Genomic DNA, 26,537 nt, shown 5'->3' on the forward strand with positions numbered 1-26,537 from the left:
CACCGTGATTTGATGCACAGCATCACGCTTGAAATCTTCACTGAAATTTGGCTTCCCCATAACGGCCTCCTTGCCTCAAAATTAGGGAAGAAAGCGTCTACAATACTAGGGGCTATTCATTTCAGTGGCCTTCAGGAACGGCAATGGGAAAACTGTTCAGGCGATCAGCAGATCGGCCTCACTTAGCTTGGGAAACCAATAGCGCGCCCCCTCCATGGAAGATGTCACTACATCCCACTGAATTAACTGTCGAGACAATACTCGGCGACCCCGAGCATACCACAGCGGCTGCCGCTGATGAGGAATTTGCTAAGTTGGATGCATCAGACTTTGGGCAGCCCTTTTTGGTAGCTGTTAAGCTTCGGAACGAAACGCAGAAGGTCCACTTGCGCGTTCTCATCGGCACGCCGAGCGACGGTTTTGAATGGGCCTCTTTGGATATGGCACCTCAATCGATCCAAGACTTGGCGGCCAGCACATCGCAAAATTCGGCGCTTGCGTGGAAGTTGTTCTCTTCAAACGAAATCGAAGAAGATCTATATTTTGATTCAAGCAGAAAAACCGATCCATGGAATGCAGAGGCTACCGACGCAGCAGATAAAGTAGCAATTTGGTCAGCCCATCTGCCGCCAGATTATGCCATAGACAGTGACGCTTCGGCAGAAGTGTCCCCGCTCTCAAACGAAGAAGTCTCTGCCTTAGAAGAGAGCTTGAAAACCGGAAGTTATGAAGTCGCTGATTCCAGTGCGACAGTTAAGACCCGCGGTAGTGCTCAGCGGGTGTTCGCAGATGCGGTCAAACGGAATTACGGCCATCGTTGTGCGTTGACAGGCATCAATACACGTGAATTCCTTATAGCCTCGCACATCGTTCCTTGGAGCGTAGACGAAACAATCCGACTAGACCCCTCCAATGGAATCTGCTTATCCGTTCTTGTGGATCGAGCATTTGAAATAGGATGCTTAATTATTGCTGACGACTTTACTGTTACCGTTAACTGGGAGAAGGTTGGTGAAGACCACAAGCTAAAGGAAGCATTGCAAAAGTTTGATGGGACAAGGCTTGTCGCTCCCACCTCTCATCCGCCCAAAATTGAATATCTTCAGCGTCGGCGAGAGCTGTATTAATTTCAGGCATAAGCTGAATAAAAAGCTCACATATCTCCAGTTCCAATGCATCGGCATCCGGACGATTGTCTTTAAGCCGCCAAAATGCTGCAAGATGCACGAATGGCTGCAATGACGGACCGCGCCGCAGCATGGCCAAGGATGTGTCAATGTCCGTTGTGGGCCGATAGCGTCCATTATGCGGCAGGGGTTTGCACCGCAGCACCAAAGCGCAGTTGCTATCATCAACGAACCGGAATCTCCAATTAATTGGATCAGCTGTTCTTCGTTATACGTGTAACGCAAAGCGCTACCTTGCGGCGTGACATCAGCAAGGAACTACCAAGATTTGACCGAAAAACTATGAATACAGCTAACAACCTAGACCTTTGATAAGACTGCATTCACAGTCCCAGTAATTCAGTCTCATTATATAGCCATTCCGACACTATGGCCTGGCACAACGGGTGTCGAACAGGTTTTGCCGGACCTGCCGCCGATGAAATTTCCTGTTTGGCTCGCAACGCACCGCGAACTGAACACAAGTCGCCGCATCCGTGTTGTTTTTGACCTGCTGGCGCAAGAATTAGATGCCCTGCCGCGCCGCTAAAGCGCCTTGCGGGCGTTCAGCGCCGCAGTGATCGTCCCGTCGTCAAGGTAGTCGAGTTCACCACCGACGGGCACCCCTTGGGCCAGCGATGTAACGGCGATATCGGGCAATTGGTCCGCGATATAATGCGCGGTGGTATGCCCGTCGATTGTGGCACCAAGCGCGAGGATGACTTCGGTCACGTTTTCGGTTTGCACCCGCGCGATCAATTGCGGAATGCGCAGTTCTTCGGGGCCGACAGCGTCAAGCGCGGACAACGTACCACCCAAAACGTGGTAGCGCCCTTTGAACACGCCGGACCGTTCCATCGCCCATAGATCGGCCACGTCTTCGACAACGGCGATCTGCCCGATCGCGCGCTTGTCCGATTGGCAGATGTCGCAGATATCGTTGGTGCAGACGTTGCCGCAGTTCAGGCATTCGCGCACCGTGGTCCCGACCCTATGCATCGCGTCCGCCAACGGCAGCAGCACAAGGCTGCGTTTTTTGATCAGATGCAGAACCGCACGCCGCGCGGAGCGCGGGCCAAGCCCCGGCAACTTGGCCATCAGCGCAATCAGGTGATCAAGATCTTCGTTGCCGTTTGACATCGGAACTTTCGGTTTTTGATATCAAAGCCACTGTGCAGCTTTGATGCCTACGGCGGGGAAAATAGGCTTTGATGACGCGGTTAGAACGGCAGCTTCATACCGGCGGGCAGACCCAGGTCTTCGGCCATTTTTGCCATCTCTTGCTGGCTGCGTTCGGATGCTTTGGATTGCGCGTCTTTGATCGCAGCCAAGATCAGGTCTTCGACGACTTCTTTATCGTCGCCGTTAAAGATGGACGGGTCGATATCCAGCCCCTTGAGTTCACCTTTGGCGGTGGCGGTCGCCTTGACCAGACCTGCGCCGCTGACGCCTTCGACCATGATGTTGTCAAGATCGTATTGCATCTGCGCGACCTTGCCTTGCATTTCTTGGGCTTGTTTCATCATCTTGGCCATATCGCCAAGACCACCTAGTCCTTTAAGCATGTCGTAATCTCCTGTCTCTTTGTCCTTCAGATAGGGGCTTTGCCTGAATTTGACAATGTGGGTTAGTCCGCGTCGAACGGGTCCCATTCGTCGTCAACCTCGGGCAGGGCTTGGGTCAATGCGTCTTGGGCTTTGTCAGCTTCGGTCTTGATGTCGGTGATTTTGGCTTTGGGGAAGGACGCGATCACGGCTTGAACCAGCGGGTGGTTCTGGGCTTGGGCGCGGATCGCGTTTTCGGCGGCATCGCGGACCTCGGCGATGGTGGGCGCGCCGCCAGTGTTGGTGACGCTGATCGCCCAGCGGTTGCCTGTCCATGCTTGCAGGCGCGACCCAAGCCTGCCGACCAGATCAGGCGCGGCATCTGCGGTCGGGTTCACCTCGATCCGGCCGGGTTGGTAAGCGACCAGACGTAATCCGGTTTCGACCTCGACCAGCAGTTTGACATCGCGGTGCGCGCGGATCAATTCAACAACATCTTCAAAGCGCGCATAGTGGTGCAAGGCATCCGTGGATAGCGCGACAGCGGCTTGTGCGCCCGACGACATGGTGCTGCCGCTTGGTCCGCTGTGGGTTGGCGCGGGGGTGCTGGACATGGCGTGTGTCGCGCCACCTGTCGGGGCGGGACGCCCGCCGGACGGGCCACCACCGGGGGGTGGTGTTGCGTTTTGCAATTTGCGCACCAGCTCGTCGGGCGTTGGCAAGTCGGCGACATGGGTCAGGCGGATCACCGCCATTTCGGCCGCCATCATCGCGTTCGGCGCCATCGCGACCTCTTCCAGCGCTTTCAGCAGCATCTGCCACATCCGCGAGAGCACGCGCATCGGCAGGTCTGCGGCCATTGCCTGACCGCGTGTGCGCTCGTCCGGGCCGATTGTCGGGTCTTCGGCGGCTTCGGGCGTGATCTTGATGACGCTGATCCAGTGGCAGACTTCGGCCAGATCGCGTAGCACCGCCATCGGGTCGGCGCCATCGGCATATTGTCCGGAAATCTCGGTCAGCGCCTCGGCGGCTTGTCCGCGCAGGATCATGTCAAAAAGATCAAGAACGCGGCCACGGTCGGCCAGCCCCAGCATCGCGCGAACCTGATCGGCGGTGGTTTCGCCGGCCCCATGCGAAATGGCCTGATCCAGCAGTGATGTTGCGTCGCGCGCGGATCCTTCGGCGGCGCGGGTGATCAGCGCCAATGCGTCATCGCTGATTTGCGCATTTTCGCCCCCTGCAATCTTGCGCAGAAGGGCGATCATCACTTCGGGTTCAATCCGGCGTAAATCGAACCGCTGGCAGCGCGAAAGCACGGTCACTGGCACCTTGCGAATTTCAGTGGTCGCAAAGATGAATTTGACGTGCGCGGGTGGTTCTTCCAGCGTTTTCAGCAGGGCATTGAACGCGCCTGTCGACAGCATGTGTACTTCGTCGATGATATACACTTTGTAGCGGGCGGACGCGGCCCGGTAGTGCACAGAATCAATAATTTCGCGGATGTTGGCGACGCCGGTATTCGACGCGGCGTCCATCTCCATCACGTCAACGTGGCGCCCTTCCATGATCGCGCGGCAAGGCTCGCAAACCCCGCAAGGGTCTGTCGTCGGACCGCCGGTCCCATCAGGACCGATACAGTTCATGCCTTTGGCAATGATGCGGGCTGTCGTTGTCTTTCCGGTGCCCCGGATGCCGGTCATCATGAAGGCCTGCGCGATGCGGTCAGCGGCAAAGGCGTTCTTGAGCGTGCGCACCATCGCGTCTTGGCCCACAAGGTCGGCAAAGGTTTCAGGCCGGTATTTCCGGGCGAGAACTTGGTAGACGGGGGTATCGGTCATGGGGGCCTTGTGCGCGGGATTCTGTCGGGCCTAGCCTAAGCAACGGGGCGCGTAAGGTCCACCTGCTTTGACCGCGACCGCAATGCCACTTTTGCTTTGGGGGTGGGTCGGGCATATCTGTGCTGATGAGAACCAGCAGGAGTGTCACAGATGGTCATGTCTCGGCGTAGGTTTATGGGCGTTTTGGGCGGTGGTACTGTTGCGGCAGCAACCACCGGACTTTGGCCGCAACCAGCCGTGGCCCAAGTGCACAGCATGACGATTCAGGCGGCCAGCTATCCGGTCATGGGGCAGCCAACCCTGAATATGGTGTCCGCTTCAGCTGATGCGCCACCGCCCGTTTTGCGCATGGTGCAGGGCCAGGCCTTTGTGATTGATGTGACGAATGACACGCCCGATTACACGGCGATGCATTGGCATGGGTTGCGGGTGCCGAATGCGATGGATGGTGTGCCCTATCTGACGCAATTCCCGATCGCACGCGGCGAAAGCTTTCGCTATGCGTTCACGCCCACTGATGCAGGGACGTATTGGTATCACCCGCACTGCATGACAATGGAACAGATGGCGCGCGGCATGACGGGGGTGTTGATCGTCGAAGAGGCCGATGCCCCCGGTTTCGACGCCGAAATTGTGTTGAACCTGCGCGACTTTCGCCTGAACGGCGCGGGGAAATTTATCGATCTGTGGACTGCGCGTGGTGCGGCGCGGTCGGGCACATTTGGCACGGTGATGACCGCAAACTGGCAGCAGTTGGATCAGCATGATGTGCCTGCGGGCGGCTTGGTGCGCCTGCGTCTGGCTGCGACCGATACAACCCGCATCTATCAGATGCGGATCGCTGGTGCCGATGGTCAGGTTATCGCGATGGATGGACACCCGCTGCGCGAGGCAGTGCCGTTTCCGGGCGCTGACACCCCGCTGACCCTGTCACCGGGCCAGCGCGCCGATATCGTGCTGCGGATTCCGGACGTCGCGGGGGCGCAAGTGATCGTGTTCACCGATGCGCCGGGTGGGCCGCGCGAGTTGGCGGTGTTGCACAGTGTGGGCGCCAGTCTGAACCGCGCTTTGGCCGATGCGCCGGTTCTGCCGCCAAATCCGGTGTCAGAGCCGGACCTAAGCGCGCCCCGCGTCGAAGAGTTCGTGTTTGGCTGGACGCCCGAGGGAACCGCGCCAAATGACGGGCTTTGCGGGTCGCTTGGTTATTCGTTCTGGTCGATCAACCGCACACCTTGGGCCGGGGATGCCGCGAATGCGACACCTGCGCTGGCCACATTTCAGCAAGGCGAAAGCGTGGTGCTGCGGTTGCGCAACGAAAGCCCCAATGACCATCCCATCCACCTACACGGCATGACGTTTCGCCCGCTGTCATCGAACAAACGGGTATTGCCGTCGAATTGGACAGACACCGTGTTGTTGCTGCGCGAAGAAACCGTCGAAATCGCGATGGTGATGGATAACCCCGGCGATTGGGCGTTTCACTGTCATGTGATCGAACACCAGAAAACCGGTTTGGCCGGGTTTATCCGGGTGATTGCCTAAGGGGATGTCGATGACGTCGGAAAGTTTTGAAATTTTCGCGTGGCAGGTGGGGGGTGGGACGCTCGCGTTGTCGCCAATGCCGAAAGGTGCGGGGTTGCAAACGCTGATGGTTTGGCGGCCTGATCTGGTACTGACAATGACGGAAGTGTCGGAATTGGCCTTGGCCGGGATTGGCGACTTAGGCACACGGTTAACAGCGCAGCGCATCGGTTGGCACCATCTACCGGTCCCCGATTTTGGGGTGCCAGTCGCGTTTGATTGGGGGGTGGTGCCTGCACACGTCCTGCCATTGCTGGCAACAGGTGGCAAAGTTCTTGTGCATTGCAAGGGGGGATGCGGTCGGTCGGGAATGATGGTTTTGCGCATGATGATCGCAGCAGGTGAAAGCCCGGATGGGGCGTTGAAACGGCTGCGCGATCTGCGGCCCTGTGCGGTGGAAACCGCAGCGCAATTGGCGTGGGCCACCCAAGACGGCAGGGTGGGTTAAAACCCACCCTACGGATCAGCGCGCCTCTTCGGCCAAGTCGGCAAGCATTTGCTGCACTTGGGGCATCATTTCGACCGTCAGCGCAACAATGGCGGCCTGTTGCGCCATGTCGGTGCGGTTGCGCAACCGGTAATTGGTTTGCACACGGCTCAGGTCGGTATCCACTTGAAGCGCGGCATAGGGATAGCCGTTGCGCACGTCCAAAAACACCGCTTGGACGATCCCCGTGACGTCAGTGTCTGGTGTTGCAATGGTTGTCCCCCTGATATCATCCAGCCCAAAGGGGCTGCGAACCCGTGCGCCACGTGCGCCCACCTTGTAAATCAGCACATAGTCCAGATGCTGGCGTGCCGCTGTCATCCGCACCAGTTGATTGACATCGGTGACATACTGCGGCCGGCCATTCAATTGGGTGGGCACGGGGACACTGCGCAAAAGGTCGGTGATTTGCGGGTTCACGGGGACGAACGTCCCGTATGTCCGGCCCGCAATGGCCTGTTCGAACAATGCTATTTCTGGGGCCGTGGGCAAGGTCAACCGGTCATTCACAATGCGTGCGACGCCGATTCTGGCCGGAAAGTGCAAATTAGGTTCCACCGACGCAATGGCGGCGATGGTCGGATCAATCTGCCCGCCAGCGGCGGCGACATAATCGCGACCAGATGTGGTTTGGACAGTTGCGTCGCAGCCTGCAACGGCCAGCGCAAGAACGAAGATAAAAGGGCGAAACATGGGTGGCTCCTATTAATGTGTAAATTGCACATATTTTGAATCTTGTTGCGCTGTCAATATAAAATGTGCAATATGCACATATGAATTTCGTTTTGAATAAATTGCTTTTCCCGATTGCGCGCCTGTGTGTTGCGCGCGGGCTGAGCTATGGGGCGGTGGCAGAACGCCTGAAGCTACAATTCGTGCGTGCCGCCGAGGCGGAAATCGCGGGCAAAGCGACGGACAGCCGGATCAGTGTGATGACTGGGCTGCAACGGCGCGATATTGTCCGGCTGCGCGCCGCACAGCAGGACATTCCGCCACCGATTAACAACTTGTCTCGGCTTGTCGCGCGGTGGGTCGCGCAGGGTGGCGCGCCATTGGATCGCAAGGCATTTGATACCCTAGCCCAAGACATCCGCCGCGACGTGCACCCCGCGACGATGCGGGCACAGTTGCAAGATGCCGGCACGGTGACGGTTGAAGGCGACATGGTGACACTGCAAGCCACGTCCTATCAGCCTTTGCCGGGGTCCGATGCGCAGATGGACTATCTGGCGCGTAACGGCGGTGATTTTCTAATGGCTGCAACTGAAAACCTGTTGCAAGACCCTGCACCCTTTTTCGAAAGAGCCGTGCATTACAACCAACTGTCGGAAGCGGCTGCGCAAACGCTAGAGACAGAGTATCGCGCGGCGCAGATGCATGTGTTAGAACAGATCAACACCCGCGCGGCAGCGTTGCAAGCCCGCGATCCGGGGCAGACCCGGTTTCGCGCAGGTGGATATTTTTACAAGGAAACAGGCCTATGATCCGCCGCATCTTTATCGTCATATGTCTGTTGGGATTGGTGGCCTGTACGACAGCGCCGATGCAGGACCAAGACGGCGGTATGGGCGGCACCGGAGCGCCCGCCACACTGATGGAACAGGTGGTTTAGCGCCCTTTGTTCTTGACTGTGCGATTGACGTGTTTTGCAAATTTTTTGGCTTTGTCACGCGCTTGGGCAATGGTTTCATTGGCGAGGGTGTTTTCGCGCTGCAGCTTTTTAAATCGTTTCAGGCGTTCGGGATCGATATCGCCCGTCTGAATCGCCGCCTGCACCGCACAGCCCGGTTCGCTTTCATGTGCGCAATCGCGAAACTTGCAGGATTCCACAAGCTCTGAGATTTCGGGGAACGTCGCGTTGATCCCAAAGGCCACCTGCGCCACACCAAGGCCACGCATCCCCGGCGTATCAACCAGCCACCCACCCATTGGCAGGGCATGAAGTGACCGCCCGGTTGTGGTGTGGCGTCCGCGTGCATCGTCTTCACGGATATCTTGGGTCAGGGCGTTACCGCCGGTCAGCGCATTGGCGACCGTGGTCTTGCCCACGCCTGATGATCCGGTCAGTGCCACGGTCTGCCCTTTGCCACACCATGGCCCAAGAATGGCCGCGACATCATCCGATTTTGCGTCAATCGCGATGACGTCCAGATTGCGCCCAAGCGCGCGCGCCTGATCGATATAGTCTTGTGGATTGTCGCATTGGTCCGCCTTGGTCATCAAAATGACCGGCGTGATCAGCGCGTCATGGGCCAATGACAGATACCGTTCTAACCGCGCCACGTTAAAGTCGTTGTTGCAGGATGTTGTGATAAACAAGGTATCCAGATTGGCGGCGATCAACTGTTTTTCACCCGTATGAAATTCTGTCCCGCGCGATAATTCCGTTTTGCGGTCAAGCACCCGGATCAGGCGGTGTTGTTCTGGCGCGGCCAGAACCCAATCGCCAACGGCCACCGCGGCGGTGGTCAGGCCGGGATCCAACGTAAGTTCAAGCGTGCCAATCTCGGAAAGACCCAACACCCGGTCGCGGTGCACCGTTGAAATGCGGGCAGGGGTGAACGTTTCCAGCTCTGATAGATCAAGCTGCGACATGAAAAAAGGCGACCAGCCAAGGGCGTCGCGTGTCAGATGTGTCAATAGAGTGTCCTCGTCAAAGGAAATACGTTGGCTGGTACGCGCAAGCTACCAGTTCGAGCCGGACGAGGGAACGAAATTCGATTCAGCGCACCCAAACCGGGAGGGAAATCAGCACAATCATCTTTGTCCTCCTTTTGCCTGTAACTTATGTCATTGATCACCGATGCGGGATGGCAATGTCAATAAGGCGATGGGTTTGCCACGCGACCGATCAAAAATTTGCACCTGTGCAGCAAACCTGCACTGCGCTAATATCGCTTTGCAACATGCGCGAGGGCAGGACACTGTATAAGATCGCAATATTTGTGACGCTTGGGATGCTGCCACTGTCTGCCGCGGCTTTCGATGTGACGGCTGACCGGATTTTGGGTGTTTATGGCAATTCGGAATACGGTGAAAACGATTGGAACGCTGACGGGTTTTCCGATCTGGCCGTGCTTGCGATTTCGAGCCAAGGCGACGCAGTGGACGTCTATCTTGCGACGTCAGACCCCGAAACAGGCCTGCTGGATGTCACTGATGTGGCCTACGGGATACTACCCTATGATCGGCGCGCGACCTATGGGATCGGCCCGGGCCACGAGGCTTACGAACCTGTTGTCAGCTATCAGACCGACAGCCTGCGCACACTTTACCTGAGCATCAACGCCCGGGGTACAGCGTCCGGCGTGCTAAGCGTGTCGACGTTTGCGCCTGCGGACGACGCCACCCGGTCCACGCAGGTTTGTGAATTTCTGTATGTTGACCTGTATGGTTCCGGCGTCGCGCCCCGCGCCATGGTTTTAGGGCCTGACGGGGTCAAAACCGAATATCCGTTGGACCAAGAACCGGTGTTGATGCAGTGGACTTGGCGCGATCTGCCCAATCCGTGTCTGCCATAATGTGGAAGCCGACGACCATGCGTTATTTTATGCTGCTCATGCTGCTTGCCTGTCCGGTTGCGATGGCCGCTGATGGTGATGATGCTGACCTTAGGTTTGATTTGACGCGTTTGGCGGCGGCGATCAGCGTTCTGGATCTGAATGGCGATACGGTGTTCGACAGGGTTTTATTGGTGCGCAACGAAGCAGGGGACGCCGTTGATCTGCTGGCGTTTATTTCAGACCCCGCGACAGGAGTATTGGCGGAGACAGAGGTCGTGCCAGCGATTTTACCTGCGGGTGCGATTGAAACACGCCAAGACTTGCAAACAATCGGATCGACGCAGGCATCCGAACCCGGACAGCCTGATGGAATTGTTTTTTGGGGAATGGATGGCGCATTTACTGCGGAACTTGTCATGCATCGCACCAAGACGGGTTGGGCGGTTGACCGGGCACGCTATGTGCGTCTTGATCTGATGGGCCGTGATGTTCCGGAATGCGCCGTGGCCTATAACGCTGCCGATGAAACATCCGTAAAACCCAGCCTTGTTCTGGGTCCATATCTATGGAGAGACCAATTGCCCGAAGATTGTCTGAAAGGCTGACCGGATAAAGACGCTGAAACGTCATACCGAACGGGGCACCAATACGCGTATGCGCAACGTGCAAAGGTGAGAGGCTGGACATCGACCCAAGTGGGGCTCGTTGTGGCTGCTTCCTTCCGGACCTGACCAGGTTGGCGAGGCACTTGCCCGCGCCAACCTCTCGGGGTTTCATATAGGGCCGGATTGCACGCGATGCAAGGCGTCAGAGCGCGAGACGGTAAAGATCGAACCCATCACCTGCAGGCCCGATATGCGTGACGCCTGCGGGCATGTATTTTTGGGCGGATGCACCGGATGCAAAGGTCGCATGGGTATTTGGCAGGGGCGTAAACTGCCAAGGTGATGCGCAGTCTATGGCCGCGATGGGATTGGACCGCAACGCCGTTGCCAGGATTTCGTGTATCTGTTGATTTGATGAATAAAGGATGGGTGTCGTTTTTGGGTGAACAAATCCGCCGCCGCCTTTTGCCCGATAATGATTGACGGCAAGGATAAAAATGTCGCTATCTTTCACTGCTGTGCCTTGATAGCGCAGATTGCGCACGCGGTGGTTTGCAGCGTCAATCAGCCCACCACGGACATCGAACCTTGGTGGCTGGCTCAGGTCAATTTCATAGGTGACACCAAAGATGGTATCGCAAAGATACCCGGGGCTGAGCGGATTGATCAAAGTTTGACCGTCTGCGCCAACGTTCAGGTGAATAAAATGGGCCGCCGATCGTTCGATCCAATCGCGTACCTGAGCGCCGGTTTGGCGGATGCCGCATAGGGTATCTGCAAACGGAAATATGGCTGCGGCGTCGCGTAGGGCGATGGGGCCGGGCGCGATGTTGATATAATGCCCTGGTCCGGCCCTGCCGCCGGTCATGTAACAGGTTGTGGCAGACAGAACGGGTAGGTCGGCGTGCACCGTATTTTTCAGCCGGTGCTGAATATATGCCCGCTGTGTGTCGGCCAGCAGGCACTGGCCAATGTCGGGAATCATTGGTGCAAAATAGCTATGGATCGGGACTTGGGTGGTCGTAATCGGTTGGCGGATATGGTTCAACGTCGCGATATGTGCTGCATCGACCTTTTGACGCACTGCGCGCGTTAGCACACTTTCCTTGATGACGCCCTGCTGACCGCACTCAAGCTGGCTGTGTGACGCGCCGATTTTCCACTGATCGTCAGACCAATGCAGGGTGACATCGATCCTGCCAAGGCGATGGCCGTGACACCCCGGCATCACAGCCGGCTTGCCATGCAGTTTGCCCGAACCTGTGTCGATCATATCAGTCGCGGGCCGGCGGCTGTCGGGAAAAAATTCGTGTGTATGTCCCGTCAGGACGACGTCAATTCCATCAATCGCCGCCAGCGGAAGCGCAACGTTTTCACCGTTGGGCCCCTGATCACCTAAGTCTATTCCTGAATGGCACAGGGCGACAATGATGTCGGCACCGGCCGCCTTGCACTGCGGAACGACATCTTTGGCACAGGTCAGAATGTCCTGGGTTTTGAGGGTTTCGCCAAAATCGTTCGGAACGTTGTCCGCTGTTTGCGGTGGCAAGAAGCCGACGACGCCAATTTTAATGGGGCGGGTGACACCGTCTGTACACAGAATATCGCGCGGCAAAATGGCAAAGGATTGCGCCAACGGCGGCTGCCCCGCCACGGCCGCGTTGGCGCAAACGACAGGGCAGCGCGCACCTGCCAACACGTCACGCAGAAACGGTAGGCCATAGTCGAATTCGTGATTTCCCAGCGCCAGCGCATCATAACCGAGCAAATTCATTGCTGCGATCATCGGATGTAAGTGGCCGTATTCCCATCCCGCCGCGATATAATCGGCCAACGGGTTGCCCTGCAAAAAGTCGCCGTTATCAAGTAAAATCGTGGTCACGTGCTGGTCGCCCTGCAGGTGTGCAATTTTGTCCGCCAGGCGGATTAAACCAGTGCGTTCATCGGCACGATCTGCAAAGTAATCGTAGTCTAATATCTGCATGTGCAGATCGGATGTTTCCAAAATACGCAACGCACCGGTCGCTGTATTGCTCGGCTCCTGAACGGTATCACTCGTTGGCGCATGAACTGTCATGGTGCAACTATAACTAGAAAATTAGCGAGCACCACACCCCGTGTGGATAAAAAATTGAACTTGCCCGTACGTCATGTCATTGCAGCGCAATGAGACATGCAGAAACAGTGACATTTGGTGGCTCCGGCCTTGATCGTGCTGCGCATTTGCGTGGTCAGTCAGAGGTGGTTGCAAAGAATCCAACAGCTTGTGCCATCTTGATGTGGCGTGGCAAACCCATGTGCGATGGCGACGCGTTGGTGCGCGTGCCACTGTTGCATCCGGTGATGCAAGACGCGGCGGCGGGATTGATTTTTCTAGGTCAAGATGACACCGGACCAATCTTTGCAGCCGATCTGTCGGGGTGGACGCCCACAGATTTTGACGCCACAACGATCGACACATTTCTGGACCCGTCCGAACAACACCACCCGGCGATGCCGCACACCGCAGTTTTCGCCGAATTGCGTGCGATCATGACCCGCATTAGCCCGCAAGACGCAGAGCTTGCGGCAACCGCGCGGGCAATCTTTGGCTGGCATCAATCACACCGATTTTGCGCGCGCTGCGGCGAAGAAAGCAAAATGACCCAGGCGGGCTGGCAACGTGATTGCGCGGCATGTGGGGGCCATCATTTCCCGCGGACCGATCCGGTCGTTATTATGCTGATCACCCATGAAAATGCCGTTCTTTTGGGGCGGTCGCCGGGTTGGCCCGAGGGCATGTATTCGTTGCTGGCCGGGTTTGTTGAACCGGGTGAAACGGTCGAGGCAGCCGTGCGGCGCGAAGTGCTGGAAGAGGCTGGAATTCATGTTGGCGATGTGCGCTATCTCGCCAGTCAGCCTTGGCCGTTCCCGTCGTCGTTAATGTTGGGGTGTGCAGGGGTTGCCACAACCACAAAGATAGAAATCGATCCATCGGAAATCGAAGATGCGCGCTGGGTATCCCGCGAAGAGCTGGCACAGGCCTTTTCTGGTCAGCATCCGGACATCCTACCGGCGCGCAAAGGTGCGATTGCACATTTTTTGTTGGAAAACTGGTTGGCGGATCGACTTGATTAACCAATACTCTTTTATGATGTTCCAAAAGGTCGGTCAGTATGAAGTTTAACTCGCGCGAAGATATCGAAGTGCCAATTGACGTTGTCTACAGCCAATTGAGCGATTTTGTAGCGTTTGAACGCCGTGCGCTGCGCCATGGCGTGCAAGTTACTTGGCAAAACGCGGACCCTTCCATGCCCGCGCAGGCTGGTACCAAATGGCAAATCAATTTAAAATTCCGTGGACGCAATCGGTCTCTGGTTGCCGAATTGGTCAGGCTTGATCCGCCGAATGGCTATCAGATCGAGGCGGCAAGCGATGGCATGAACATCACAACCGATGTCGAATTGATCGCGCTTTCGCGCACACGGACCCGCGTTATGGTCGGGATGGATTTGCGCGCCAGATCGTTGACTGCGCGGCTTGTCTTGCAGTCGATGAAGCTGGCCAAATCCAAGCTGGCGAAACGGTTTCGCGTACGGGTTCTGGAATTCACCGAAGATATCGAGGACGACTATCGCAAAAGGCGCTGACGCATTATTCGTGGCGCCGCGCAGCTGCGGGGTAAACGCCCATGACATGTAATTTGTCGGTGAAATAGTCGAGCTCTTCCATCGCGCGCTTTACATTGCTGTCGTCGGGGTGCCCTTCGATTTCGGCGTAGAACTGGGTTGCGGTAAATGTGCCCCCCACCATGTAGCTTTCCAGCTTTGTCATGTTGATTCCATTTGTCGCGAATCCCCCCATTGCCTTGTAAAGGGCCGCAGGAATGTTGCGCACGCGAAAGACAAAACTGGTCATCATGCCAAATTCGCCGCGTTTGCGGTAGTCGGGGTCGCGGGCCATCACCAGAAAACGGGTGGTGTTGCGGTCGTGGTCTTCGATATGGCGGGCAAGCACCTGAAGGCCATAAATATCGGCAGCAAGTTCGGACGCCAGCGCACCAACGGTCAAATCGTTACCTTCGGCGACCTCGCGCGCGGCGCGGGCGTTATCGGTGCTGGTGTGGCCGATAATGCCGTGACTGCGCAGGAAACCCGCACATTGCGGCAGGATAACGGGGTGCCCAAATGCCGTCTTAACATGCTGTAATTGTGCGTCTTTTTTCGCCAAAAGGTTGACGTGAACACGGACATAGGTTTCGTCAACGATATGTAAACCGCTTTCGGGTAACAGTGAATGCACATCGGCAACCCGACCATATGTCGAATTTTCGACAGCAATCATGCCAAGGTCGGCGTCACCTTTGCGCACCGCCTCGATGGCATCTTCAAAGGTGGGACACGGAAGGGGTTCATAATCCGGGCGCGCTGTCGCGCAGGCCTCGTGACCATAGGCACCAAGCTCTCCTTGGAACGCGATTTTCTGCGACATATCCGGCCCTCCTGCGCAACACCCGTCAAAAATGGGCGATTGGTCGCGGCAGTATACCTTGCAACCACCTAGGGGAAGCGGATAGATACCTTCAAAAATGTGAACTGAATGGAACGCGACATGTTCGACACAATGACTTTGACAAAAGTAGTAGGCGGCCTTTGCGGTACGTTGCTGGTATTTCTTCTGGGCTCTTGGGTTGCAGATACCATTTATGCGACCGGAGGCGGGCATGGCGACCATGCACAGGCGTATGTGATCGAGGTTGCAGATGCTGGTGGCGATGCCCCTGTTGACGAGGGTCCGTCGTTTGATGAAATTTACGCAACCGCGAGCGCCGCTGACGGCGAAGGCGTGTTCCGCAACTGCCGGTCTTGCCACTCGCTTGCGCCTGGCGAAAACGCCACTGGACCCGCGCTGTATGGCGTTGTGGGGCGCGCAGTTGATGCTGTACCGGGCTATGGGTATTCCGGCGCACTCGAAGCCGTGGTCGATGTCTGGACACCAGAGAATCTGAACCACTTCCTGGAAAATCCAAAAGGCTTCGCGCCGGGTACCGCAATGGGGTACAACGGCCTGCGCAAAATCGAAGACCGCGCCAACCTGATCGCGTATCTGGATAGCCTTGACAACTAAAGCGCGAGTTGACGCGCAACATATGAAGGCCGTCCTGCCAGGGCGGCCTTTTTGTTGTGCAAATGCCGGTGAACACAGCGTGATCACGCATTCTCAACTTGAATGTCATGTGGTCCGTCACGTAGCTTTGCAGGCAACCGTTTAGTCCCCTTGGAGAGAATGATGCAAAATCGCCCCAATGCCTGTGCCATCGCCCGACATCGTGAAACTGATGGTCTCACGTTGTCGCATTGGATTTTGGGGTCGTTTGTCGCGATGGCTGCGTTGACCACCGCGCAAAGCCTGCACGCCGAAAGCCATGCCGCGGTCATCGAAAGCCACGGTTTCAATGAATATGGCGACCTGAAATACGGGCCCGATTTTGCACATCTGGATTACGTCAACCCTGATGCACCGCTGGGCGGAGAGATCAGCATTTCCGCGAGCGGCACCTTTGACAGCATGAACCCATTCGCGACCCTTAGCGGGACACCGGGTATGATGTCATCGATCATGTATGACCGCATTATGACTCCGACCGATGATGAGGTCGGGTCAGAATATTGCGCACTGTGTACCACGATTGAATACCCCGAAGATCAAGCATGGGTCATCATCAACCTGCGCGACGATGTGCGATTTTCAGATGGTACGCCGATGACGGCCGCAGACGTGATTTTCACCCATGAACTGCTGCTGACCCAAGCCACACCATCCTATCGCACAGGCCTTGCACAATTGGTCGCCAGCGCCGAGATTTTGGACGACTACCGGGTCAAATACACATTTAATCCCGAATCGGACGTGCGCGGGCGTGTCGCGCAAATCGTCAGCCAGATCGTGATGTCAAAAGCATGGTTTGAAAAAACAGGCGCGCGTCTGGACGAGGCGAGCATGGAAACGTCACCGGGGACTGGCGAGTACATGGTTGGATCGATCGACCCCGGTCGTCAGATTATCTATACCCGCAACCCCGACTATTGGGGCCAAGACGTCCCGATCAATGTCGGACGCGGCAATTACGATAGTATCCGTATCGAATATTTCGCCGATACCTCTGCGGCGTTTCAGGCGTTTCAGGCGGGTGAATTCACATTCCGTCGGGAAAATAGTTCGTTGAACTGGGCCACATCCTATGAATTCCCAGCGATTGAAAAAGGCTGGGTTGTGCGCGACGAATTGGCCGATGGCACGCTGCCTGCTGCGACCGGGTTTGTTTTCAACCTGCGTCAGGAAAAATTCCAGAACCGCAACCTGCGTCGGGCGCTGGGCATGATGTTCAACTTCACGTGGACGAATGAAAACCTGCAATATGGCCTGTTCCAGCAGCGTGAAGGTTTTTGGGAAAATGATCGCCTTAAGGCCGTAGGCCTACCCGAAGGCCGCGAATTGGAAATGCTGGAAACCGTGCGTGCATTTTTGCCGCCCGAGGTTTTTGCCGAGGACGCGACCCTGCCACACCAAAGCGGGGATCGTCCGCTGGATCGCAACAACCTGCGGCAGGCGCTGACTTTGATGGAATCGGCTGGCTACACCAGCGGCACTGACGGGTTGCTACGCGATGCCAATGGCAACACGCTTGATATCGAATTTCTGGAAACCCGCCAAAGTTTTGACCGCATCATCAACCCCTACATTGAAAATCTCAAACGCCTTGGCGTGAATATCACCTATACCCGCGTTGATCCGTCCGAGTATCAGGCCCGCACGCAGGAAAACGACTTTGACATGATGTTTGGCGTCTATTCGACAGGGCTGGTCGAAGGCAGCGGGCTGACCCAGCGCTTTGGGTGTGAAGATAAAGATGATGTCTTTAACCCGGCGGGCTACTGTTCCGAAGCCGTCGATAAATTGGCTGAATTCGTCACCGGCGCCGCAGACTATGAAGAAATGGCCGCGGCGGTGCGCGCCATCGACCGGGTCATGCGCTATGACTATTACATCGTGCCGGTTTGGTACCTGGGCAAAAATTGGGTCGCTTACTACGACATGTATGATCATCCGGCGAACCTGCCTGAATTCGGGTTGGGGTATTTGGATTACTGGTGGTTTGATCAGGGCAAAGCTGATGCGCTGACCGCCGCTGGCGCGTTTCAGTAGACCGGTATGGGTGCTTATATCCTTCGACGGCTTTTGCTGGTGATCCCGACCCTGCTTGGGATCATGATTGTCAATTTCAGCCTTGTGCAATTTGTCCCCGGCGGCCCGATTGAACAAATCTTGGCGCGGCTGGAAGGCGGCGGTGACGTGTTCGAAAGCATTTCGGGTGGTGGATCTGATGCCGATATGGGTAGCCAGGGCGACAGCGAATATATCGGTGGGCGCGGCCTGCCGCCCGCGTTTATCAAACAGCTGGAACAGGAATTCGGGTTCGATAAGCCGCCGCTGGAACGCTTCCTGAACATGATGTGGAACTACATGCGTTTTGACTTCGGAGAGAGCTATTTCCGATCCATCAGCGTTGTTGATCTGGTGATCGAAAAGCTGCCGGTGTCGATCACCTTGGGCCTTTGGTCAACGTTGATCGCCTATTTCGTATCGATCCCGCTGGGCATAAAAAAGGCGATCCGCGATGGGTCACGGTTTGATACATGGACATCGGGCGCGATCATCATCGGCTATGCGATTCCCGGATTTTTGTTCGCTGTTTTGCTGATCGTTTTGTTCGCGGGCGGTTCGTATTGGCGGATTTTTCCGCTGCGTGGTCTGACATCTTCCGACTTTGATCAACTTAGCCTGATCGGCAAGGTTCTTGATTACCTTTGGCACATCGCCTTGCCCGTGCTGGCATCGACAATCGCGTCCTTTGCGACCCTGACATTGTTGACCAAAAACAGCTTCCTTGACGAGATCAAAAAGCAATACGTGATCACCGCCAAAGCCAAGGGGTTGTCAGAAAGCCGGGTGCTGTATGGCCATGTGTTTCGCAACGCCATGCTGATCGTGATCTCGGGCTTTCCGGCGCTGTTTATTGGGGTGTTCTTTGGCAGCTCGCTGATCATCGAAACGCTGTTCTCGCTGGATGGTCTTGGGCGGCTTGGGTTCGAGGCGGTGGTCGCGCGCGACTATCCGGTTGTGTTTGGCACACTGTTCACCTTTTCCCTTGTCGGACTTGTTGTGGGGATCATTACCGATTTGACCTATGTGTTTATTGATCCGCGGATCAGTTTCGAGGCCCGCGAATGATCGGTCTGTCCCCGTTAAACCAACGCCGGGTGCGTAATTTCAAACGCAACCGTCGTGCGCTTTGGTCGCTGCGCGTGTTTCTTGTGCTGTTTGGTCTGTCGCTGTTTGCAGAATTTTTGGCCAATGATAAGCCGATCATGGTCAGCTATCGCGGTGAAATCCGGATGCCGATCTTTTCCTTCTATTCCGAACAGGACTTTGGCGGCGATTTCCCGACAGAGGCTGCCTATCAGGACACCGAGGTCAACTGCCTGATTGTCACCGGGGGCCTGGACGCCTGTTTCGACGACCCGGACGCCATCAGTGCTGCGGTCAAAGCGGGCGACGTGCCAGACGGCGATTTCCAACAGGGGTGGGTGCTTTGGCCGCCGATCCCTTATTCGTACAAGACGATTGTGGACGTGCAGGGGGTGGCGCCCGCGCCGCCATCGGCGGATAACTGGCTGGGCACCGACGACACCAAACGCGACGTGACCGCGCGGGTCATCTACGGGTTCAGATTGTCGGTGATTTTTGCGCTGACCGTGACGGCGGCCGCATCTGCGCTGGGTATTCTGGCGGGGGCCGTGCAGGGTTATTTCGGCGGATGGGTCGATCTGGTGTTTCAGCGGGTGCTGGAAATCTGGACCAGCACACCATCGATTTACGTCATCATCATTTTGTTCGCCATCTTGGGCCGTAGCTATTGGTTATTGGTGTTTTTGACGGTGCTGTTTGGCTGGCCTGCCCTGGTGGGCGTGGTGCGCGCCGAATTTTTGCGCGCGCGAAATCTGGAATACGTTCGCGCGGCGCGGGCCTTGGGCGTTGGTGACTGGACAATTATGTTCCGTCACATGTTGCCCAATGCCATGGTCGCCACGGTGACGATGCTGCCGTTTTTGGTGACCGGGGCGATTGGTACTTTGGCAACGCTTGACTATCTTGGCTATGGCTTGCCATCCAACGCGCCGTCACTGGGCGAATTGACCCTGCAAGCCAAACAAAACCTGCAGGCCCCATGGCTTGGCTTCACCGCCTTCTTTACCTTTGCGATCATGCTGTCGCTGCTGGTCTTTATTTTCGAAGGTATCCGCGACGCCTTTGATCCGCGTAAAACCTTTGTGGCGGACGGCAAGGTTGATGTGGGCATCCTGTCGGATGGCCCAGCGAAAGATACCACCCTATGAATACCGTTCTAGATGTGCGCGATCTGCGCGTTGGTTTCCGCCAAGACGGCGCCGTGACCCATGCCGTGCGCGGCGTGTCGTTTCAGGTCAACAAGGGCGAAACCGTGGCGCTGGTGGGTGAATCCGGGTCCGGTAAATCGGTCACTGCGCTTTCAACCGTGCAGCTTTTGGACGAAAGCGCGGTAATGTCCGGTTCAATCACCTATCAAGGGACCGAAATGGTTGGCGCCGATGAACGCACGCTGCGCCGTGTGCGTGGCAACGACATCAGCTTTATCTTCCAAGAGCCGATGACATCGCTCAACCCGCTGCACACATTGGAAAAACAGCTCGCCGAAAGCATTGAACTGCACCAAGGCATCCGTGGTCCACAGGTGCGCGCGCGTGTTCTTGAACTATTGGAACGTGTTGGCATTCGCGATGCCGAAAGCCGGCTGTCTGCCTATCCGCACCAATTGTCCGGCGGCCAACGGCAACGGGTCATGATCGCAATGGCGCTGGCCAACGGTCCCGATCTGCTGATCGCGGACGAACCGACCACCGCACTGGATGTGACCATTCAGGCGCAAGTCCTATCGTTGCTGGCGACGTTGAAAGCCGACGCAGGCCTGTCGATGCTGTTCATCACCCATGACCTGACCATCGTGCGCAAGATCGCTGACCGGGTCTGCGTGATGAAAGACGGCGAAATCGTCGAAACCGGGCCCACCGCCGAAATTTTCGGAAACCCGCAGCACCCCTATACGCAAAAATTGCTGGCCGCCGAATCGACTGGCTTGCCGGTGCCCGTGCCCGCCGATGCGCCTGTCGTGCTACGCACAGAAAACGCGCGGATCTGGTTCCCTATCCATGCGGGCCTGATGCGCCGCACTGTTGGCCACGTGAAGGCGGTGAATGCCGCCAGCCTGACGGTGCGTGCCGGTGAAACATTGGGCGTCGTTGGCGAAAGCGGATCAGGCAAAACGACATTGGCGCTTGCCGTGATGCGTCTGATCCGGTCGGAAGGGCGGATCGCGTTCCAAGGCACAGATATTCAGCACCTGACCCAGCGCCAAATGCGGCCTTTGCGTAGCGACATGCAGATCGTGTTCCAAGACCCGTATGGGTCGCTGAGCCCGCGCATGACGGTGGCTGAAATCATCGCCGAAGGTTTGGGTGTGCACGGTGTGGAACCCGGGCGCGACCGGCGCAGCATGGTGGCTGAGATCATGGGCGAGGTCGGGTTGGATCACGTCATGATGGACCGCTACCCGCACGAATTTTCTGGCGGCCAACGGCAGCGGATCGCCATCGCGCGTGCGATGATCCTGCGGCCCAAACTGCTGATCCTTGATGAACCAACAAGCGCGCTTGATATGACCGTGCAGGGTCAGATCGTGCAGCTTTTGCGCGATTTGCAGCAGAAATACCAACTCGCTTACTTGTTCATCAGCCATGACCTGAAGGTCGTGCGCGCGCTTTCTCACAAGGTGATGGTGATGAAACAAGGCGACGTGGTCGAAGCCGGCGAAGCCAGCACAATCTTTGACGCGCCCCAGACTGCGTACACGCGGGCGCTGATGGCCGCGGCGTTTGACGGGGACGTGGTTTAAGGGGCTACGCTGTGGAATGCCTGCGTTGGGGGGGGCATGGCGACGTACAGCGCGCAAGCGTTCATTGCTTCACTTACGGGCCGTTCAGGCAAACGGTTTGTCCGAAATTTCTGGGATCACATCCAACAGCTTTGTGAGGGGGTAGGCGCATTTTTGAACGGCATCCGTTCCCGTGTATGCTGTGAAAGAATCAAGAAACGGTCGTCAAAAATTTTGCGAACTGCGATGCGACCTCGCGGCATTCATGCGGCCCCCGGTCAACACGCTTCAGGTTTATCTTGGTACGGCTGACCTATCAGTCACCCGTAATCTGGTTCACCACCCTCAGGTCGCGCGCGTCTTTCTTATTCCGCGCCGATCATGAAACATGTTGTTCCACGGGCTTGCAGGCGGCGGCAGGCAAGGTCGGCGCCTTCGCGGGTCAGGCCCATAAAGTTGGCATCAAATCCACCAGACCGCTGTACAACGCGGCGCAATGATCCATCCAACGTGCTCATTTCGTTCAATGCGACCTGTAGCAACACGCGTTCGGCGTCATAGCGGCTGTTGTAGCGGCCCACGTTCACGCCCCAGTGACGCCCACCCGATGTGGAAATGCGGGTCACGACCTCGGGACCATCATCGACGATGGTTTCAGGCGCTGCGGCGGCGACAGCGATCGTTGCGGTGGCTTCAGCGGGCGCCGAAACAAGGTTGGCAGGGCGCATCTGTGGTACAAGAACCGGTTCCGTGCTGGCCAACAGTGGTGCTATTGTTGTCTCGGCAGCGGCGATCTGGACCTCTGGTTCTGGTTCTGGTTCTGGTTCTGCTTCCGCGACGGGTGCAGGGTCGGGCTCTGCCAATGCCTCGGCCAATGCGGCGTCAATTACGCCAGCCAGAACACTGTCAATCAGGGCCGCGTCGGTGACCGCGGGCGCCTCGACTGCGGCGACAAGCATTTCAGGCTCTTGTGCGGCCTCGGGAACTGGTGCCACAGGCACAGGTCGTGACACCGGACGCAAACTACGGCTGACCAGTCCCGACGTGCGGGTCGCAGACCGCGACTGGCTGGCAGGTGCGCTGGTCAGCATCGCCGCGGGCGGATTTGGTCTGCGAATCGTGGCCTGCGATGGCGCGCGGCCAAAGCCCATATCCATGAGTTCGGTAACACGCGCATTCCGTGCGGCGGTCGATGTGCCGCCAAAGACGGTGACAATAATCCGTTCCTGACCGCGTTGCGCCGACGCCACAAGGTTAAAACCCGCCGCATTGGTATAGCCGGTTTTGATCCCATCGCCGCCTTCATAGCTGTCCAGCCAGCGGCGGTTGGTGTGACGCACCGTGGCGATGCCTGCGTCAGCAGTCCGCCGCGAAAACAGGTTATAATATTGTGGGAAATCATAGATGATGTGCCGCCCAAGGATGGTCATGTCACGTGCTGTGGACATGTGCCCGGATTGGGTCAGACCGTGGGCGTTCAGGAATGTTGTGTTGCGCATCCCCATGGCGGCTGCTGTCCGGTTCATGCGTGTGGCAAACGCTTCTTCGGACCCAGATATCGCCTCGCCGACGGCGGTCGCTGCGTCATTCGCTGATTTGACGGCTGCCGCGCGCAAAAGATAGCGCAGGCGGATCGTCTGCCCTGCCTGAAGGCCCAGACGCGATGGCGGCTCGTTGGCGGCCTTGCTGCTGATCCGTACTTCAGTATCAAGCGTGATTTCACCACGCTCCAGTGCCTGAAACGCGATATAAAGCGTCATCATTTTCGTGAGCGACGCCGGATGCAGCCGCGTGTCCGCGTTGGTGGACTGTAAAACCTCACCGGTGCGTGCGTCCATCACCAGCGCCGCATAAGGCGCTGCCGCCGCGCTGATCGGCGCGAGCAGTGATACGATCACGAATGCGAATAGATATAGCCCGCGAAGGGCTAGCTGTCCCGTACGACTTGCCACGTCGTTTGCCTCTTTTTTTACTGCCTCTGGACCCGGATTTTTCCGGTGCCCTTATTGTTATTCAGAAAGGCTAACATAAGATGTTGTTTCAGAAAATACCCTAAATTCAAAGACTTTTCCGGTGATCATGACATGGTAAATCGCACATTTAGTGGTGCTGACCAGGTGGCCCGCTACATGGCCGATTTGTGTATGTCGGGGTTGCAAACGGGGGGCTTTTCACTTTGGCATGCTGTCCTATATATAAAGCCTAGCAAAAAAGGCGATTTCACATTGGCTGACTTCACGATGATGGCAGATAAGAAAGACGGCGGTGACGACACCGACTTTGGAGTCGTGGTCGAGACAAAACCGAAGACAAAACGCCCCCCGATGTATAAGGTCATGATCCTGAACGACGATTTCACGCCGATGGAATTTGTCGTGCATGTTCTGGAACGGTTTTTTGGGCTGTCGCACGCCCAAGCTTTCGAGATTATGCTGACGGTTCACAAAAAAGGTGTTGCCGTCGTTGGCGTCTTTAGCCATGAGATCGCTGAAACCAAGGTCGCGCAGGTGATGGATTTCGCACAGCGTCACCAACACCCGTTGCAATGTACGATGGAGAAAGAATAGCGCCCCCCGCTATTCGCACCAAATATGTCACAGTCACGCCTCAGCACCGCCCTCGATGACGGCCTTCTTGCCTTGCCCGATGGGCTGATTGCCATTATGCGCCCCGACGCCACATATGATGTTGCCGGCTTGCCCCGCGACCGCGTTCAGATCGTGCACGGATTTTATCCTGATTACGCTGCGTGGGAAAACGCGGGCTATGCCGTGTCCCAAACACTGGGCAAAGTTGCTGTTGCGATCGTGGTGGTTCCCCGCGCCAAGGCATTAGCGCGCGCCATGGTCGCAGAGGCCTGCGCCAATGCGGATCTGGTGATCGTCGATGGACAGAAAACCGATGGCGTTGATAGTATTTTCAAAGATTGCCGCAAGCGGCTTGGTCATCTGGGTTCGATCACGAAGGCGCACGGGCGCATCTTTTGGTTCGCGGCCAGCGATGTGTTCGCTGATTGGGCCGCGCCACCGTTAACCCAAGGGCCTCATGGCTATTACACGGCCGCTGGCGTGTTTTCAGACGGCGCGATTGATGCGGGGTCTGCGCTGCTGGTTGCGGCATTGCCGCCAAAACTGCCTGCGCGTATTGCCGATTTGGGGGCAGGGTGGGGTTACCTTGCCGAAGCCATTTTGCAGCGTGACGGTGTGCAATCTGTCGACCTGATCGAAGCCGAGGCCCTGTCAGTGGCCTGCGCAAAACGCAATGTGACCGATCCGCGCGCGAAAATTCACTGGGCGGATGCGACACAGTTTCAACCCGCGATGCGCTATGACGCTGTCATCATGAACCCGCCGTTTCACACAGGGCGCGCCAGTGACCCAAGTTTAGGGCGTGTCTTTATTCAATCTGCAGCGCGGATGTTGGCGCCGCATGGCAAGCTTTGGATGGTTGCGAACCGCCATTTGCCCTATGAAACGGTGTTGTCCGAATGTTTCCGTAATGTCGACATGATTGGCGGAAATGGTGCGTTTAAAATTTTTCACGCCAATCGGCCGCAGCGCTAGCCCGGCCACAGGAGAACCGCGATGTCCTTTTCGATTTCTGGCAAGACCGCCATTGTGACTGGCGCCGCAAATGGTGTTGGCCTTGCGATTGGCCGCCACTTTGCCCAGCAGGGCGCCAACGTCGTGTTCGCGGATATGGACGAACAAGCCTTGTATGCGGAAATGGGCGAAGCGCACGAAAAACAAGAAAACATTCGCGTGTTTTCCGGCGATTTGCGCAAGAAATTGACAATCACAAATCTGCTGTCCACCACGATTGACGCCTTTGATCGTGTGGATATTCTGGTCAACGCCTCGCGCCAGATATTGAAAACGGCCCCGCTCGACCCGGATGACAATAGCCTCGAAGAATTGTTGCAGCAAAACACATTGACCGCTTTCCGGGTCAGTCAGGCCGTCGCGCGCAAGATGATCAAACAAGCAAACGCGGAAAACGTTCAGCAGACTGGTACAATCATCAACATCAGTTCGATTGCAGCACGCCGCACGCACCCTGATTTGCTGGCCTATTCGGTCAGTTCGGCGGCGCTGGATCAGTTGACCCGGTCGATGGCCGTGGCCTTGGCCACCAGCGGCATCCGGGTCAACGCCGTGTCATTTGGCAGCGTGATGAGCGCGAGCCTGAAGGGATCATTGCAAGACAGCGATGAAGACCGTGACGACATTGTCGAAAACACACCCTTGCACCGGATCGCCAGCGCGTCAGAAGTGTCCGATGCCGTTCAGTATCTGGCGTCGGATGCCGCCAGCTTTGTGACTGGGCAGGTGATCACAGTTGATGGCGGCCGCACATTGCTGGACCCGGCAGGCGTGTCCTGCCACTGATTATTCCGGGTGGATCGCAATACATTGTGCGATCATCTGGTCCGATGTGGCCTGTGCCTGTGCAAAACGTTGTTCAAGTTGGGCAAGTTTGATTTTTTCGGCAGCGACGTCAATGCTGACGGGGACGGTGGTCGTATAGGTTTCGGTTTCATTGCAGGGATAACTGAACGTCGAACCGTCCGCATTTTCACCGCGACAATTGCGCACAAGTGTGCGCACATCTTGCCGCTCTTCAATCGCATAGCCGCGTGCAATATTGCCGCGGGCTTCGTTAATCAGGCTACCCAACACGCGGGTTTCGCGGTTGGCACCGCTGATGCACTGCTCGCGTGGGGTGGCGCAGGCGGTAAGCGCAAGAAGTGGAAGAATAAAAAGGGCAGGGCGCATAGCGGTCTCCGGGTTGATCTGGATCATCGT

The 26,537-nt window shown here is 56.8% G+C and carries 27 protein-coding genes and 1 other RNA gene; 18 read left to right on the forward strand and 10 right to left on the reverse strand.

From position 1 onward, the window contains the following. Nucleotides 1-186 (forward strand): hypothetical protein (locus ACXJGX_RS09015; protein WP_474780804.1); only part of this gene is annotated, 186 nt, incomplete at its 5' end. 35 nt (nt 187-221) lie between these two features. Next, entirely contained in the window at nt 222-1,127 is a 906-nt protein-coding gene (locus ACXJGX_RS09020; RefSeq protein WP_474780806.1) for an HNH endonuclease, read from the forward strand. Nucleotides 1,128-1,712: 585 nt separating this feature from the next. Here ACXJGX_RS09020 and recR read toward each other — a convergent pair. From recR to ACXJGX_RS09035, 3 genes are all read right to left on the reverse strand, one after another. Next, nucleotides 1,713-2,306, reverse strand: coding sequence for a recombination mediator RecR (gene recR, locus ACXJGX_RS09025; protein ID WP_474780808.1), 594 nt, complete (start codon nt 2,304-2,306; stop codon nt 1,713-1,715). A gap of 80 nt (nt 2,307-2,386) precedes the next feature. Continuing rightward, nucleotides 2,387-2,731: a YbaB/EbfC family nucleoid-associated protein gene (locus ACXJGX_RS09030; RefSeq protein WP_474780810.1), complete on the reverse strand. Its 345-nt coding sequence runs from the start codon at nt 2,729-2,731 to the stop codon at nt 2,387-2,389. A 62-nt stretch (nt 2,732-2,793) separates the two neighbouring features. Then, entirely contained in the window at nt 2,794-4,548 is a 1,755-nt protein-coding gene (locus ACXJGX_RS09035) for a DNA polymerase III subunit gamma/tau (protein ID WP_474780812.1), read from the reverse strand. A gap of 150 nt (nt 4,549-4,698) precedes the next feature. Here ACXJGX_RS09035 and ACXJGX_RS09040 point away from each other — a divergent pair, with 150 nt between their 5' ends. Then, complete coding sequence (locus ACXJGX_RS09040; RefSeq protein WP_474780814.1) at nt 4,699-6,090, forward strand: multicopper oxidase domain-containing protein; 1,392 nt, start codon at nt 4,699-4,701, stop codon at nt 6,088-6,090. A 10-nt stretch (nt 6,091-6,100) separates the two neighbouring features. Beyond that, nucleotides 6,101-6,577: a protein-tyrosine phosphatase family protein gene (locus tag ACXJGX_RS09045; protein ID WP_474780816.1), complete on the forward strand. Its 477-nt coding sequence runs from the start codon at nt 6,101-6,103 to the stop codon at nt 6,575-6,577. Between the two features lie 15 nt (nt 6,578-6,592). On the opposite strand, the gene ACXJGX_RS09050 is transcribed toward ACXJGX_RS09045, so the two are convergent. Further along, entirely contained in the window at nt 6,593-7,309 is a 717-nt protein-coding gene (locus ACXJGX_RS09050; protein WP_474780818.1) for a hypothetical protein, read from the reverse strand. An 80-nt stretch (nt 7,310-7,389) separates the two neighbouring features. On the opposite strand from ACXJGX_RS09050, the gene ACXJGX_RS09055 reads away from it, so the two are divergent. Then, nucleotides 7,390-8,100 (forward strand): hypothetical protein, encoded by a 711-nt coding sequence (locus tag ACXJGX_RS09055; RefSeq protein ID WP_474780820.1) that lies wholly within the window; start codon nt 7,390-7,392, stop codon nt 8,098-8,100. Beyond that, a complete protein-coding gene (locus ACXJGX_RS09060) occupies nt 8,097-8,228 on the forward strand; it encodes a hypothetical protein (RefSeq protein WP_474780822.1) in 132 nt (43 codons plus the stop codon). Before ACXJGX_RS09055 ends, ACXJGX_RS09060 begins: the two co-directional genes overlap by 4 nt. Here ACXJGX_RS09060 and rsgA read toward each other — a convergent pair. After that, nucleotides 8,225-9,256 (reverse strand): ribosome small subunit-dependent GTPase A, encoded by a 1,032-nt coding sequence (gene rsgA / locus ACXJGX_RS09065; RefSeq protein WP_474780827.1) that lies wholly within the window; start codon nt 9,254-9,256, stop codon nt 8,225-8,227. The two genes, ACXJGX_RS09060 and rsgA, sit on opposite strands and share 4 nt — an antisense overlap. Before the next feature lie 266 nt (nt 9,257-9,522). On the opposite strand from rsgA, the gene ACXJGX_RS09070 reads away from it, so the two are divergent. Then, complete coding sequence (locus ACXJGX_RS09070; protein WP_474780829.1) at nt 9,523-10,137, forward strand: hypothetical protein; 615 nt, start codon at nt 9,523-9,525, stop codon at nt 10,135-10,137. Between the two features lie 17 nt (nt 10,138-10,154). Continuing rightward, nucleotides 10,155-10,724: a hypothetical protein gene (locus ACXJGX_RS09075; protein ID WP_474780831.1), complete on the forward strand. Its 570-nt coding sequence runs from the start codon at nt 10,155-10,157 to the stop codon at nt 10,722-10,724. Nucleotides 10,725-10,788: 64 nt separating this feature from the next. Here ACXJGX_RS09075 and ffs read toward each other — a convergent pair. Both ffs and ACXJGX_RS09085 read right to left on the reverse strand, forming a co-directional pair. Next, nucleotides 10,789-10,887, reverse strand: an RNA gene (gene ffs, locus ACXJGX_RS09080) — signal recognition particle sRNA small type. A 39-nt stretch (nt 10,888-10,926) separates the two neighbouring features. Continuing rightward, nucleotides 10,927-12,801, reverse strand: coding sequence for a 5'-nucleotidase C-terminal domain-containing protein (locus tag ACXJGX_RS09085; RefSeq protein WP_474780833.1), 1,875 nt, complete (start codon nt 12,799-12,801; stop codon nt 10,927-10,929). Nucleotides 12,802-12,890: 89 nt separating this feature from the next. Between ACXJGX_RS09085 and nudC the strand changes: the two genes are divergently transcribed. Then, nucleotides 12,891-13,841, forward strand: coding sequence for an NAD(+) diphosphatase (gene nudC / locus ACXJGX_RS09090; RefSeq protein WP_474780835.1), 951 nt, complete (start codon nt 12,891-12,893; stop codon nt 13,839-13,841). 38 nt (nt 13,842-13,879) lie between these two features. Further along, entirely contained in the window at nt 13,880-14,353 is a 474-nt protein-coding gene (locus ACXJGX_RS09095; RefSeq protein ID WP_474780837.1) for an SRPBCC family protein, read from the forward strand. A 4-nt stretch (nt 14,354-14,357) separates the two neighbouring features. On the opposite strand, the gene ACXJGX_RS09100 is transcribed toward ACXJGX_RS09095, so the two are convergent. Next, nucleotides 14,358-15,194 (reverse strand): prephenate dehydratase, encoded by an 837-nt coding sequence (locus ACXJGX_RS09100; RefSeq protein WP_474780839.1) that lies wholly within the window; start codon nt 15,192-15,194, stop codon nt 14,358-14,360. A 120-nt stretch (nt 15,195-15,314) separates the two neighbouring features. On the opposite strand from ACXJGX_RS09100, the gene ACXJGX_RS09105 reads away from it, so the two are divergent. The 5 genes from ACXJGX_RS09105 (at nt 15,315) to ACXJGX_RS09125 (ending at nt 21,753) form a co-directional block, all read left to right on the forward strand. Then, complete coding sequence (locus ACXJGX_RS09105; RefSeq protein ID WP_474780841.1) at nt 15,315-15,830, forward strand: c-type cytochrome; 516 nt, start codon at nt 15,315-15,317, stop codon at nt 15,828-15,830. A 159-nt stretch (nt 15,831-15,989) separates the two neighbouring features. After that, complete coding sequence (locus ACXJGX_RS09110) at nt 15,990-17,909, forward strand: extracellular solute-binding protein (RefSeq protein ID WP_474780843.1); 1,920 nt, start codon at nt 15,990-15,992, stop codon at nt 17,907-17,909. Nucleotides 17,910-17,915: 6 nt separating this feature from the next. Further along, on the forward strand, nt 17,916-18,995 hold the full coding sequence (locus ACXJGX_RS09115; RefSeq protein WP_474780845.1) for a microcin C ABC transporter permease YejB: 1,080 nt from the start codon (nt 17,916-17,918) through the stop codon (nt 18,993-18,995). Further along, entirely contained in the window at nt 18,992-20,161 is a 1,170-nt protein-coding gene (locus ACXJGX_RS09120; RefSeq protein ID WP_474780847.1) for an ABC transporter permease, read from the forward strand. The genes ACXJGX_RS09115 and ACXJGX_RS09120 overlap by 4 nt, the downstream gene beginning before the upstream one ends. After that, nucleotides 20,158-21,753, forward strand: coding sequence for an ABC transporter ATP-binding protein (locus ACXJGX_RS09125; protein ID WP_474780849.1), 1,596 nt, complete (start codon nt 20,158-20,160; stop codon nt 21,751-21,753). Before ACXJGX_RS09120 ends, ACXJGX_RS09125 begins: the two co-directional genes overlap by 4 nt. Nucleotides 21,754-22,097: 344 nt before the next feature. Here the strand turns inward: ACXJGX_RS09125 and ACXJGX_RS09130 are convergent, their stop codons facing one another. Then, a complete protein-coding gene (locus tag ACXJGX_RS09130) occupies nt 22,098-23,684 on the reverse strand; it encodes a D-alanyl-D-alanine carboxypeptidase family protein (protein WP_474780851.1) in 1,587 nt (528 codons plus the stop codon). Nucleotides 23,685-23,972: 288 nt separating this feature from the next. Here ACXJGX_RS09130 and clpS point away from each other — a divergent pair, with 288 nt between their 5' ends. From clpS to ACXJGX_RS09145, 3 genes are read left to right on the forward strand one after another with little or no spacing between them, the layout of a single operon-like run. Continuing rightward, nucleotides 23,973-24,299: an ATP-dependent Clp protease adapter ClpS gene (gene clpS / locus ACXJGX_RS09135; protein WP_474781895.1), complete on the forward strand. Its 327-nt coding sequence runs from the start codon at nt 23,973-23,975 to the stop codon at nt 24,297-24,299. Nucleotides 24,300-24,323: 24 nt separating this feature from the next. After that, entirely contained in the window at nt 24,324-25,295 is a 972-nt protein-coding gene (locus ACXJGX_RS09140) for a class I SAM-dependent methyltransferase (protein WP_474780853.1), read from the forward strand. A gap of 21 nt (nt 25,296-25,316) precedes the next feature. Continuing rightward, nucleotides 25,317-26,120, forward strand: coding sequence for an SDR family NAD(P)-dependent oxidoreductase (locus tag ACXJGX_RS09145; RefSeq protein ID WP_474780855.1), 804 nt, complete (start codon nt 25,317-25,319; stop codon nt 26,118-26,120). Here the strand turns inward: ACXJGX_RS09145 and ACXJGX_RS09150 are convergent, their stop codons facing one another. Continuing rightward, complete coding sequence (locus tag ACXJGX_RS09150; protein WP_474780857.1) at nt 26,121-26,507, reverse strand: hypothetical protein; 387 nt, start codon at nt 26,505-26,507, stop codon at nt 26,121-26,123. Nucleotides 26,508-26,537: the final 30 nt, after the last annotated feature.

The sequence above is a fragment of the Yoonia sp. SWMV100 genome, from assembly GCF_056108365.1.